Origin of the sequence: Haloarcula sp. CGMCC 1.2071, from assembly GCF_037078445.1 — an archaeon.
Taxonomy (GTDB): Archaea; Halobacteriota; Halobacteria; order Halobacteriales; family Haloarculaceae; genus Haloarcula; species Haloarcula amylolytica.
Map to the genome: position 1 here is coordinate 220,365 of NZ_JAYMGY010000001.1, position 12,596 is coordinate 232,960.

11 protein-coding genes are annotated in these 12,596 nt (G+C 63.3%); 4 read left to right on the forward strand and 7 right to left on the reverse strand.

Going from position 1 to position 12,596, the window contains the following annotated elements:
• The first annotated feature begins 27 nt into the window (after window positions 1-27).
• A complete protein-coding gene (locus VI234_RS01125; RefSeq protein ID WP_049943060.1) occupies window positions 28-747 on the forward strand; it encodes an aspartate/glutamate racemase family protein in 720 nt (239 codons plus the stop codon).
• A 65-nt stretch (window positions 748-812) separates the two neighbouring features.
• Here VI234_RS01125 and VI234_RS01130 read toward each other — a convergent pair whose 3' ends face one another.
• From VI234_RS01130 to VI234_RS01150, 5 genes are all read right to left on the reverse strand, one after another.
• Entirely contained in the window at window positions 813-2,189 is a 1,377-nt protein-coding gene (locus VI234_RS01130) for a hemolysin family protein (protein WP_336329293.1), read from the reverse strand.
• Between the two features lie 56 nt (window positions 2,190-2,245).
• Window positions 2,246-3,835: an oleate hydratase gene (locus VI234_RS01135; RefSeq protein ID WP_008312341.1), complete on the reverse strand. Its 1,590-nt coding sequence runs from the start codon at window positions 3,833-3,835 to the stop codon at window positions 2,246-2,248.
• Window positions 3,836-3,954: 119 nt separating this feature from the next.
• The gene (locus VI234_RS01140; protein WP_008312344.1) at window positions 3,955-4,599 is read right to left on the reverse strand and encodes a helix-turn-helix domain-containing protein; all 645 of its coding nucleotides are present in this window, start codon (window positions 4,597-4,599) and stop codon (window positions 3,955-3,957) included.
• Window positions 4,600-4,866: 267 nt separating this feature from the next.
• Window positions 4,867-7,299 (reverse strand): methyl-accepting chemotaxis protein, encoded by a 2,433-nt coding sequence (locus tag VI234_RS01145; protein WP_336329022.1) that lies wholly within the window; start codon window positions 7,297-7,299, stop codon window positions 4,867-4,869.
• Window positions 7,300-7,305: 6 nt separating this feature from the next.
• The gene (locus VI234_RS01150; protein ID WP_336329023.1) at window positions 7,306-8,325 is read right to left on the reverse strand and encodes a glycine betaine ABC transporter substrate-binding protein; all 1,020 of its coding nucleotides are present in this window, start codon (window positions 8,323-8,325) and stop codon (window positions 7,306-7,308) included.
• 408 nt (window positions 8,326-8,733) lie between these two features.
• Here VI234_RS01150 and VI234_RS01155 point away from each other — a divergent pair, with 408 nt between their 5' ends.
• From VI234_RS01155 to VI234_RS01165, 3 genes are all read left to right on the forward strand, one after another.
• Window positions 8,734-9,390, forward strand: coding sequence for a DsbA family protein (locus VI234_RS01155; RefSeq protein ID WP_049943061.1), 657 nt, complete (start codon window positions 8,734-8,736; stop codon window positions 9,388-9,390).
• Window positions 9,387-9,986 carry a hypothetical protein gene (locus VI234_RS01160; protein ID WP_008312352.1) on the forward strand — a complete coding sequence of 200 codons (600 nt, stop codon included), beginning with the start codon at window positions 9,387-9,389 and terminating at the stop codon, window positions 9,984-9,986. Before VI234_RS01155 ends, VI234_RS01160 begins: the two co-directional genes overlap by 4 nt.
• Window positions 9,987-10,091: 105 nt before the next feature.
• Window positions 10,092-10,631, forward strand: a complete 540-nt coding sequence (locus tag VI234_RS01165; protein ID WP_008312354.1) for a hypothetical protein — start codon at window positions 10,092-10,094, stop codon at window positions 10,629-10,631.
• 55 nt (window positions 10,632-10,686) lie between these two features.
• Here the strand turns inward: VI234_RS01165 and VI234_RS01170 are convergent, their stop codons facing one another.
• Both VI234_RS01170 and VI234_RS01175 read right to left on the reverse strand, forming a co-directional pair.
• A complete protein-coding gene (locus VI234_RS01170; RefSeq protein ID WP_008312356.1) occupies window positions 10,687-11,874 on the reverse strand; it encodes a redox-regulated ATPase YchF in 1,188 nt (395 codons plus the stop codon).
• Between the two features lie 100 nt (window positions 11,875-11,974).
• Window positions 11,975-12,472 carry a GNAT family N-acetyltransferase gene (locus VI234_RS01175; RefSeq protein ID WP_008312358.1) on the reverse strand — a complete coding sequence of 166 codons (498 nt, stop codon included), beginning with the start codon at window positions 12,470-12,472 and terminating at the stop codon, window positions 11,975-11,977.
• Window positions 12,473-12,596 lie beyond the last annotated feature (124 nt).

The following is a 12,596-nucleotide window of genomic DNA, read 5'->3' on the forward strand; positions in this document are numbered from 1 at the left end:
GGGAAGGGCCTCCTGAGTGTCACCACGATGCCACTAGGCGAGATGCAGACAATCGGCGTCCTCGGCGGGATGAGTAGCGAGTCGACGCGGACCTACTACCGGCGTATCGACCGCGGAATCAACGACGCACTCGGCGGGCACAGTGCAGGCGATATCGTCATCCGGAGCGTCAACTTCGCCGCCATCGAGCAGTGTATCCGTGACCAGGCCTGGGACAGCGCCGCGTCAATTCTCGTCGATGCGGCGCTGGACCTGGAGGCCGCCGGAGCCGACTTCGTGGTGATGGCGACGAACACGATGCACCGGGTCGCGCCCCAACTGGTCGAGGCACTCTCGGTGCCGTTCCTCCACATCGTCGACGTGGCGGCGGAGGCGATCCGTGCTGCGGGCATCGAGACCGTCGGCGTCCTGGGGACGGACACTGTGATGTCGGGGGCGTTCTACCACGACCGGTTCGCGTCACACGGCATCGAGACGGTCGTCCCCGACCCGAGCGCCCGCGAGGATGTCGACCGGATTATTTTCGATGAGTTGACCGCCGGCGAGGTGCGCCCCGACTCACGAGCGCGGTATCTCGACGTCATCAACGGGCTGGTGGAGGCGGGGGCACAAGGGATTGTCCTCGGCTGTACCGAAATCGAACTCCTCGTCGAACAGTCGGACTGCCCCGACACGCCACTGTTCGACACGACGGCGCTGCACGTCGAGCGAGCCGTTGACCGAAGCCTGGCGGCCGTCGTGGACTGATTCCCTTGTAGACGGGCGGCACTCCGTGACTGGCCCTATTCTCGTCACCCGGGTCTGGGACCGGCTCAGTCGGTGGTCGGGGTGTCGCCGTCGTTCGCTCGAATCCGAACCGTCGAGATACGGGTGCCGTCGACGCTTGTCACCTCGAACGCGTGTCCGGCCGCTTCGGCGGTATCGCCGACTTCCGGCGCGCGGTCGAGATGGCTCAGTACCAGCCCGCCGACGGTTTCGACTGCGTCGCTGTCGAGGTCGACACCGAGGGCCTCACTGACTGTCGACAGCGGGACGCCGCCGTCGGCGTCGTAGCTCCCGTCGCTTCGCTTGCGGATGGCGTGTTCGCGGCCGTCGACGTCGAACTCGTCGCGCAGGTCGCCGACGACGGCCTCGACCACGTCCTCGATTGTCGCGATGCCTTCGAGCGACCCCCATTCGTCGATGACCGCGGCCATCTGCCGGCGGTCTTGCCGGAACTGCAACAGGAGGTCGTTGATAGCGGTCGTCTCCGGGACGACCGGTATCTCGTGAGCGATATCGCCGGCAGTCGTGTTTTCGTTGCCTTCCTCGCCGGCCCGTAGCACGTCCTTGACGTCGATAAATCCGACGATCTGGTCGCTGTCGTCGGCGTCGACCACCGGATAGCGAGTGTGTCCCTCGTCGAAAACGACTGGCCGGATATCCGACAGCGTGGCGTCGGCCGGCACGCTCACGACGTCGGGGCGCGGGACCATGACCTCTCGGACGACCGTATCATCGAGGTCGAACACGCTCTCTATCATGGCGACCTCCGCCGCGTCGATGTTCCCCTCTTCGCCGGACCGGGCCAGCACCCGGCGTATCTCACGCTCGCCGAGCGTCTCGTCCGTCTCCGAGGCCGGCGGGACACCAAGCAACTGCGTAAAGGCGTTCGCCGAGCCGTTGAACACGACGATACCGGGATAGAACACGTAGTAAAACAGCTTCATCGGCGGCGCGAGCAACAGTGAGAGCCGCTCGGTCTGTGCAATCGCGAACGTCTTCGGTGCGAGTTCGCCGAAGACGACGTGGAGGAAGGTGATGATGGTGAACCCGATCGCGAACGCCACGAGGTGGAGGAGGCTCTCCGGGAGGACCGGGGCCAGTACAGGTTCCAGCAGCGCCGCCACGGCGGGCTCACCGACCCACCCCAGCCCCAGCGAGGCGAGCGTAATCCCGAGCTGGGTCACCGCGAGGTAGTTGTCCAGGTCCGCCATCACTGCCTGAAGCGAGCCTGCGCCGGCCTTCCCCTCGTCGGCGAGCTGTTCGACAGAGGTGCCGCGAACGCGAACGAAGGCGAACTCCGCGGCGACGAAAAAGCCGTTCAGTCCCACGAGTACCAGCGCCAAGACAAGCTGTGCCGCCGAGAGCGCGAGGTTTACCATCGCAGCCTCCGGACGGCGAGCGGCGGTGTGTTCATACACACCCATCTCCGTCACCATACTAAAGTGCTGGAATGTCCGCGCCCGTACCGCCGTCGACTCCCTCAGCGGTACGCGGCGCGGACAGTGTCCGCGATGACACCGGGCTTCCGGTAGTGTTTGGTCACCGGGGGGACTTCCCGGTCGAGGTCGAGCATCTCGTAGACGGCGGTCATCGCCGACCGGACCGAGTACTCGACGGTGAACACCACGTCCCGCGGCTGTTCGGCGTACTGTCCGAGGAACGCCAGATTGTTCGACCCGTCCGGAACGACCTCGGGCCGGTCACCGGGTTCCCGGGGCTGGAAGTGCGCCGTGATGAACGGCATCATCGCCGGGATGCAGGTCACGTCGTCGAGTATCTCCGGGAGCCGTTCCTCGCACTGCAGGTGGTAACACAGCTCCTGGAGGATCTCCCGGCCGGTGCATTCGGACATCGGTTTCTCCACGTAGTTCCCTTCCCGGTCCGGGAACAGCGCGTAGCCCCAGAAGACCTTCACGTCGTCCGGCTGGTTCGCGAAGTGCGGCTGGCCGGCGACGACCGTCGACAACAGCCAGTTCGACCCGAGGTAAGTGACGAGCCCGTTGCCCGGTTCCTCGTTCGTGAAATCCACGATGTGGTCGAACAGCTCGGTGTTGTGCAGGGTGACGGTGAACGACTCCCACTTCGTCTCCGTGACGTTGTCCGCGAACACCGACGGATCGCCGAACTGTGGGTTGTCCTCAGCGATAGACTTCCACAGCTCCCATGACGCGCCGGTTTCGTTCAGGTCGGGTACCTCGTCCATCCCGCCGACTGACGAGCCGTCGGTCATCGACCCGTTCGTCACGAACACGAGGTCGGACGACTCGACCGGGACCGATTCCGTTCCGCTGTCGGTTTCACAGTAGAGCCGCTCGACAGTGCGTCCCGTCCGCGACGGGACGATGTCCATATCCGTCACTTCGTGTCCGTGCTCGAAGGTGACGCCCCTGTCTTCGAGCCAGCGCCGGAGCGGGAGAATCATCGAGTCGTACTGGTTGTACTTCGTCCGGTCGATACCCTCCATGGTGTGCAGGCGTGGGAACTCATGCAGGAACCGGTACATGTACCGCCGGACTTCGGCGACGCTGTGCCACGGCTGGAACGCGAAGATCGTCGCCCAGACGTACCAGAAGTTCGTCTCCAGGAACGACTCGTCGAACCACTCCTCGATGCGCGTGTCACCGAGTCGCGGTTCGGGCGTGAGGAGCAACCGAGCTATCGACTGCCGGTGCTGGCTCGTCAGTCCGTACTCGCCCGCGTCGATTCGCTCGCCCTCGTGCATCAGCCGCGTTTTCGCGTACGAGGGGTGCGCTTCGTTGAACTCGTCCATCACGTCTTTGACCGAACGCGAATCGTCTTCGAGCGACGGAATCGTCTCGAAGAGGTCCCACGTACATTCGTACGTCGGGTAGTTGAACATCCTGCCGCCCCGGATCAGGTAGCCCTCGTCCGGGTCGCCAGCGCCGTCCATCGCGCCACCGACGACGTCCAGCTTTTCGTAGACATGGATGTTTTCGCCGGGCATATTGCCGTCCCGGACGAGGAACGCCGCGCCAGCGAGAGAGGCAATACCGCCGCCGACGAAGTGTGCGTCGCGATCAGTGACGTGTGGGTGCTGGTGGATGGTCATATTGGGTCACCGTCATGTAGTGCTACGCAACCTCCAGCCCTAACCGTTGCCAACATATGTCCAGCAATTTATAAGAGGGGGCGTCTCGCCGGAACCGCTCCGCTCCGGCCGGCCTGCTGTCACTGCTCGGAGCTGGCGATCGTGTGGTCGATCAGCTGGTCCGTTCCACGTCGGAGGCGCTCCGAGATCGCGGACGTGGTCGCGTCGAGTTCCGCCGAGAGTTCCGTCAGGTCTGCCCCGCGAGGGACGGCGAAATAGCCCAGTCGATGGGCTGCCAGCAGCGCCTCTCGCTGCGGGGCGGTGAGTCCGTAGTCGTCGCCGCCGTGTTCCGTCTCGCAGAGCCGATGCGGGCGGAACGTGACACTGCTGGCCTGACAGGTGTCCCGGAACGCTTCGAGGTCTGCTCGGTCGGCGAACTGCGTGCTCACCTTCCACCCGTGTTCGGTCACGAGCGCACCCATCGGATACGTCTGCCGGTCGACGAGCTGGGTGTACATCTCGACGTAGTCCGTATCGAGGACGACCCGATAGCGGGACTCGACGATAGCCGAGTCCATGGCGACAAACTCCACGACGGACTCGTCGCCGAGCAACGCCGATTCGAGGGCATCCGGTTCGACGCCCGTCGCGGAGAACACGAGTGCCGGCTCCGCGGTCGTTCCCGAGACGACGGTGTCGACGATCAGCCGGGTGTCCAGTTCGGCAGCGACCGCACATAGCGGCATATCCGCGGACTGCAACTCGAACTCACAGATGACGCTCATATGTGTTGCTCGCCCGACCAAAATAAAGGCGTACTGGGGATTCCCACGCGCCGAAACCGACCGGCGAGGTCGGAGCCGCTCGACGACCATCCACAGGCGGAGCAGGCCGAGGCGGTTCACGCTGTCCCTGCAACGCGGATTGCGACTCCATCACTGCTCGTACTGGGACGCGTTGCGTGTTGTTGTGGATACACGCGGCGAAACGGTACAGGAAAACGCGTGTGCCGAACCGCTCCGAGCGTCAGTCTGTGTTCACGCTGTTGTCGATCAGCGGTGTCGGGATTGCTCGCTTTCGTCGGCAGCGACGTCAAACTCCGACAGGAGCGCCTTGAGTTGCTCGGCCTGCCCGCTCAGCGATTTGATGCTGTCGTTGATCTCCGACATCGAGGCCGCCTGCTCCTCTGCGGCGGCGGACACGCTCTGTACCTCATCGGCAGTGGATTCACTGAGGTCGGCGACTTCCTCGGTCATCGAGACCGCTTCTTCAGTACTGGCGGCCTGATCGTCAGTGGTGTCGCTGATCCCCTGGACGCCGGCGTCCGTTTTGTCGGCGTACTCCGACACTTCTGTGAACGCTTCCATGACCTCTTCGACCGCACTGATGCCTGCTTCCATCGACTCCTCAGCGACTCTGGCCTCGTCGACAGTCGTCTCCGTCTGGGACTGGACGTCGGTAATGAGTTGCTCTATTTCGGTCGCCGATGCCTGCGTTTCCCCGGCGAGTTCCTTGACTTCGTCGGCCACGACGGCGAACCCTTCGCCGTCTTTGTCGGCACGGGCAGCTTCGATGTTCGCGTTCAGCGCGAGCATATTCGTCTGCTCGGCGATGTCGGCGATCAGCTCGACGATGGTGCTGATTTCCGCCATCTGCTCGTCTAACTGTTCGACGTTCTCGACAGTCGTGTCGATTGCCTCCTGTACTCTGCGTGAACTTTCGAGCGCGTCTCTGGCCGTGTCCTCGCCCTTTCGGGCGACGTCAGCGGTCTGGTTCGAGTGCTCCGCAACCGAGTCAGCGGACGCAGCCACCTCTTCGATAGCTGCCGAAAGGTCAGTCATCTCTCCCGAGACCGTGTCCAGCATATCGCGTTGCTCGTCGGCGGCAGCCGCGATCTCCTGAACCGATTCGCTGACCTCGCCGCTCGCACGCTCGGCGTCAGTCGCTCCGACTTCGGCCTCCTCGCTGGCGGCTGTGACGGTCTCCGCGAACTCCTGAATGTCGACGATAGTGCGCTCCCACTGTGCGAGCATATCGTTGAACGACGACGCGATAGCCGCCATCGCCTCGTTGTCGGTCTCGCTTTCGGGGAGACGCCGGGTCAGGTCACCGTCCGCGCACGCTTCCATCACGTCGCTGTACACCTCCGCTTGCTGTTCGAGTTCCGCCGCGAGCGTCTCAGCCTCTTCCTTTGCCTGCTCGGCGCGGGCTCGCTCTTCTTCGGCCTCCTCCTGGGCGTCTGTTGCTTGCTCACGGGCAGCCTCGGCTTCGTCGATTTTCGAGACGAGTGCGTCGCGCATACTCCCGATAGACGTGAACAACTGACCGATTTCGTCCCGGCGAGAGCTCGAAACGTCGACATTGTACTCTCCCTGCTCGATGGCAGTAGCGGCCGCAGAGAGCTGTTGCACGGATGTCGCCGTGTTCCGTCCAATCGTTCCACCAACGACGACCACACCACCGAGCGCGAGCAGGATGAACGCCAGGATATCAGTCCGAATCTGCTCGCTCAGCGCGAACGCGTTCGCCGCAGGCGTGTGCTTGATAACGACCCAGTTTGTGCCGGGGATGGTCGCGTACGCGGCGACGTGGTCGGTGTCAAGCACTGTGTCCTTCGCTGGCGTGTCGGTAAAGGTTCCCTGTTCGGTAGCCGTGCTGATCTCCGGAATCTCGGACTGTGACTGGTTCGGGATGTACGGCTGTCCGACGGCATCGGTGCCGGCGTCGGAGAACAACACCTCAGTCGAACTCGATGTCGGGCGGACCACCTGTGTGAACGTCCCGTCGATACCAGTGCTGAACTGCTTGCTCAGGTCGCTGGCGTCGTACTCGACCACGAGTACGTGTGTGAAGTCGGCGGCGACACTCATCGAACTGACCACTCGCTTGCCGTTCGCGTTCGTGTACGGGTTCGATGAAACCACTGTGTCGCGGCCGATAGACCGAGTCCGGTCGACCCACGGATGTGCGTCCGATGTGACACGCGTTCCGCGGAGCGTTTCGTCAGTACTCGCCACGATCCTTGCCTCCCCCGCTGTGCCGACAGTGGGATCTGCGAGGTGGACGGCAGCGACGCGGTCGGACTGGAGCTCATCCGCGGCGAGTCGTTCCGTGTAGGCCTGCTGGTCTTCGCGCGTCGCGTTGAAACCGAGCAGCGGATTGTTTGACGCGACGAGCACCGGCCGTTCGTTGCGCTCAATCCACTCGTTCAACAGGCCGGACTCGGCGTTGACCTCCTGTACGAGCTGTTGTGCCGTGTCGTCTTCGAGCGTGGCAGTTGCGTTCCCCTGCACCCAGAACCCGCCGGCCGCGATGAGTACCACGATCACGAGCAACGCAACAGCGAACTTGACGAGGTACGACCGGACTGGCAGCAGCGCAACGGCTTTCGCTCGCTCCAGCGCTGTCGTGTCCGAGGCCGCTGGCTCTGTCGCGTCTGCTGATTCGTCGTCACCGTCACCTGCATGTGCTGTAGATTCTTCCATACTGAGTCAGATGAAGCCGTTGGCCGTGAGGTGGTCAACAACCGCCTGCTGGCTGCCGACCTCGGTTGCGTGACTGTTCAGCTCTTGCATCGTTTTCGCGTCCGGAATGGCGTCCGGCATCTTGTTCAGCGCCGACACCACGGCGTCCGTTGCGACGTCCTCGTGAACGACGCCGACCGGGTGGAAGAACGGCCAGAAGCTCCGGTCGTCATCGAGGTACACGATGTCTTCAACGGTTGTGAGCCACGCGCTGGTGCTGTACCCGAAGCTGAGATCGGCGTAGCCTTCGTCGACAGCCGTGCCAGCCGCCTGCGCCGACGCCGCCTCGATGAACTCCTGTTCTGCCTCCCAGCGCGCCACATGCTCGCCCTCAAACCCGTAGTATTCAAGCAAAGCATCGAAGCCGTCGCTACGAGTCCTGAATCCGTCGCCAAACGCCGGTCTGATGTCGTAGTTCCCGTCGTTGACGTAACCGGCGAGGTCACTGATTGTCTCGATACTGGTCCCTTCGATAGCGTCCTCGCGGATGAACACGGCCCATGTGTTCTGCCAGTCCGCGCGGTCGAGAATCCGAATCGGGTGTTCCGACTCCATCTCGGACTTCAACGCTTCGTACTGCTCGTCAGGTGTCGCGAAGTCGGCTTCGTCGTGCTTGGGCGGGTGCGCAGCCCACAGTGACCCCATGTAATCGTAGTACGCGTGGATGTCGCCGGCCTGATACGCTTCGGCGTGTGCAGCGTTCCCGCCGAAGCCGGTTTCGTCCACAAGACTCACACCCGTGTTGTTGGCGAGCAATTCGTAGGCGATGTACCCGAGGTTCAACTGCTCTGTGTAGCCTTTCGAACTGACGACGACTGACAGCGAGCCGTCGGTCGACCCGGCGGCTTCGCCCCCGCTTTCGGCTGTACTTGCTTCCGTCTCTCCGCCAGTCGAACAGCCAACCAGCGTCGCGGTTCCGCCAGTTGCGAGCATCCCGAGTAACCGTCGCCGGCTCCCGGTCCATGGCTCCCCTCTCTCATCTATCATTGCTCAACCTGTAGCTAATGATAGTCAAAAAACCGTTGCCGAGAATATCAACATTGATAGCAACACAATAAAACCGTGTACAATTTAGTCCCTAACTGTTGGGGATCTCCACAGAGGGGCTCTCTACAGGAGAGTCATCGCAGTCGCTGTCGTCCCAGATCCAGATCATGTCAGTTGCAACCGAACCGCAGAGATACCCGTGGCAAACGGTCGTCAGCTACAGCTACCAGTTGGGGTAAGAGCCTCGGCACTCATAGGGCTCGTCACCACCGGGGAGTCACCCCGGTTCGGCCCCGTGAGTCGTCGTCATCGGCCGGCAGATGCTACCGCCGCTGGCGACAAGACGGTTACTCATCGTGGCCACATAGTGGAACAAACGCTAAACCAACGCGGGCCAACCAGTCGTATATGAACAGACGACGCTTTCTAGCACTTTCCGGGGTGGGTGTCGTCGGCGCAGTCGCGGGGTGCAGTGGTGAGGCGGACAGCGCCGAATCCGTCGACAGCCACCCGGCGGCCGCCGACCTCGACGCCCAGCCCCGCCGCGGCGAACTGGGCGGCCACGTCATCCTGGCGTTCGAAGACCCTTCCTGCCCCACATGCCGCCGCTTCCACGAGGAAACACTGCCGGATATCCGAGAGAACATCGTGGACGCGGGCAAAGGCGCGTACGTCGTCCGGACCTACCCCGTGATCTATCCCTGGGGTGAGCCGGCGACGCAGGCGCTGGAGTCGACGTTCGCCCGCGACAGCGAGGCGTATTGGGCGCTGTTCGGTCACTACTTCGCCGAGCAGTCGTCGTTCGACCCTGACAACGTTCTGGCGCGGACGGCGACGTTTCTCACCGAGGAGACCGACATCGACGGCGAGGCGGTCGCAAGCGACGCGCGGGATCGGGCACACGATGACGCCGTTCAGGCCGATATTCAGGCGGCCGAGGACGCCGGATTGGGTGAGACGACGCCGATTATCCTGCTGTTCGAGGACGGCGAGTTCGTGACGAAGGTCAACGGGAGCGTCAGCTACGAACTCATCGCGGAGGCGCTGGGAGAGCACGACGGATGAGCACCGCAGAGGGGCTCCGCCTGCCGACGACGCGAGGGGACTGGCGGCTCATGGGCCGGACGGTCAGGCTCGTGCTCACGCTGCCAGTCTACGCGGCGGTCGCCGTGATCGCCGCAATCGTCTCGCTGACCCTGTTCGTCGTCTCGCTGAACGTCCCGCTGGTGCTTGACCTCGTAGTCGGTGGGTCGCTCCCGCTCGCCAGTCGGCTGCGCGTGCTCGGGGAGCTGTATCCCTTCATCGGCACGTCGTTCAACCCTGCACAGGGAATTCTGCTGGTCGTCGTCGCCGCCCTCACCGGCGTCGACGTCGGGCTGGTGACCTACCACTTCCGCGAACACGGCCTCGACCTCCAGCAGGGCGGCGCGGGCGTCGCGGGTGTCGTCCTCGGAACGCTCGGCGCGGGCTGTGCGGCCTGCGGGTCGGCGGTCCTGCTGGGCCTGCTGTCGCTGCTCGGCGTCTCGACCTCGCTGTTGTTTCTGCCGCTGGATGGGCTTGAGTTCGCACTGCTTGCGCTCGCGGTGTTGATCCTCTCTATCTACTGGCTCGCCGAGGGGATGCGCGGCGGCGAGGTCAACGGGTGTCCGGTGGATATCTGACTGTATCGTTGGCCGGTCCTCGTTTCGCCCCGGTCGCGGAGTCCAAACCGTTCCAGCGGGAGAAAACGTATAGTGTCGTCAGCCGAACACTCGTGTCGAGAAGGTATGCCCGAGACGGAGTCCCAGGTGACGGCTTCGACGGAGTCCCCCGCCGAGTACGAGCACCTCCAGAAAAAGCGGAAAGAGACGGCCGGAACGGTCGAACTGGCCGAAATCGTCGACGTGTGGGTCGGCGAGAGCGAACTCGTCTGTCGGTTCCAGTTCGACTGGGCGACCGACCCGATACAGCGGCGTTACGACCTTGACAGCGACCGCGACATCGCCAAGGTCGAGCGGCTCTGTGAAGCGAACGGCCTGCAGTTCGAGCAGGCCAGTCATTTAGAGGGGTCGCTGGTCGAACTCGAATACACCGGCTCACGGTGGCTGCCGCGGCCGGAAGCCGCCTACACCGACGGCGAGGGGTCGGCCGTCGAGACGTTCCGCGCGGAGTGGCGGTTACTGGTGGCTGAACTCGCCCAGTCGCCCGCGTTCCTCCGGCGGGGCATCGAGCGCGTCCGGGGGCTGTCGACGACGCAACTGATTATCGGCATCATCCTCGTGAAGAAAGTCGCCATCATCGTGTTGCTGGCGCACCTCCTGCTGTAGCCCGGCTGTCGCTGGGACGAAATCAGTGTCGACAGAGCGTCCGATAGCGACCCGCTCAGTTCGTTGTCGTAATTTCGACCACGTCGCGGTGGTCGAGTTCGGTGTCAGCACCGATCTGTCGTTCGGTACGCACGTCGTGCGCGTGGAGGAATCCTTCACCGATGTCGGTGTGCAGGAAGTACGCGAAGTCCTCGGCGGTCGACCCGTCGGGGAGGACGAAACAGTCCTGCAGGAAGGTGCCGTCCTCCTGGGGCTTGCGAGCGCCGGGGAACACCGCGATTGCGCCCAGTTCCTCGAACAATGCGGTTTCCAGCGCCTGCTGGACGCCCGTGCCACCGAACTCCGTAACGAAGTCCCGGATCTGTTCCAGCCCTGCGGCCTTCTCCTCGGGCAGGTCCGCCGTCACGGTGAACTCCTCGTCGCCCGGTCGGTAGTCGAGTACGCCCTGCTCGTTGCCGTTTTTCAGTGCCTTCTCCGCGTGGGCCGAGACGGGGACGAACGTGAGGTGCTTGTACTCCGGGTCCTCGGTGATTGGCTCCCAGTTTTCCTGGGCCTCCGGAGTATCCATCTTGTTCGCCGCGATGAGCATCGGCTTGGTCCGGATGCGGATCTCCCGAGCGAGTGCCTCTCTGTCCTCGTCGTCCCAGGTGTCGGGGTCGAGTTCCAGGTCCAGTGCGAGTACGACCTGTTTAATCTCGTCGGCGTTGATCTTGAACGCCGACATCTGCTCGGCGAGGTCGTCTTCGATGGCCTTGTCCTCGCCGTGGTAGCCCGAGCGGTAGCGCTCGATGCCTTTCTCCAGAATGTCGAGATACCACATATCCAGTTCGTCTTCGAGGAAGTCGATGTCCTCGCGCGGGTCGTGGTTCTCGGTGGGTTCTCCTTCCAGGTCCGTTTCGCCGGTGAAGTCGACGACGTGGACGAGCACGTCGGCCTCGTTGAGGTCCGTGAGGAACTGGTTCCCCAGCCCCTTCCCCTCGTGTGCACCGGGGACGAGGCCGGCCACGTCGACGAGTTTCGTCGGGACGAACCGGACACCCTCCGTGCAGTAGCCGTGGTTGGGCGTGCAGGTGTGGTCGAACTCCGGGGCGGCACAGTCGACGCGGACGTACGCCTCGCCCATCGAAGGGTCGATTGTCGTGAACGGGTACGCGCCCTCGGGCACGTCGTTCATCGTCGCCGCATTGAAAAACGTGGACTTGCCGACAGAGGGCTTGCCGACGAGTCCGATCTTGTAGCTCATTGCACCGATGAAGCGGTTTCAGCGGCTTAAACGCTGTTACACGAGCTACGAGAGCGTGTGAGTCACACACGTACTGCGGGCTGCGAATGCGAGCCGGCGTTCACAACCGCCGCTCGTACACGTTGACTGGGTGTTCCTGTCCGCCGACCTCGGTCGTCCGCTCGCCGACCTTCTCGAAGTGGCTCCGGTAGAACGCGTTCCCGACCTCGTTCTCGGCCAGCACCTCGTCGCGGATTTTCCGCACGGAAAGCTCGTGCAAGTGCTGTTCGCCGCGATGCAGCAGCTCCGTCCCGATACCTTCCCCCCAGTAGTCCGGGTGGACGTACAGGTCGAGGTCGCCGAAGCCGGTCGCGTCCGTCATCCCACAGCTCATGTACGCCACCACGTCGTCGTCGGCCGTCGAGACGAACAGGCCGACCTCTTCGAGTTCGATCATCTGCTCCAGTAGCGGCGGTGCATACCCCTCTTTGAGGTGCTCTTCCACTGTCTCTGCTCCGAGGATGTCGTCGTACACGGTATGCCATGTGGTTCTGGCGACCCGGCGGATATCCGCGATGTCCATTGGTTCGGCCGGCCGGATGGATGTCTGGAACGACATGTGTAAACATTTAACGTGTAGGTGTATAGAACTGTGGCTTGTTTGACAACGCGAGGAACTATCCCGTTCTGCGTCCCCTGAGATAATAGGGCAACTCTTATGTACACTTCTGTACGTTAGTGTT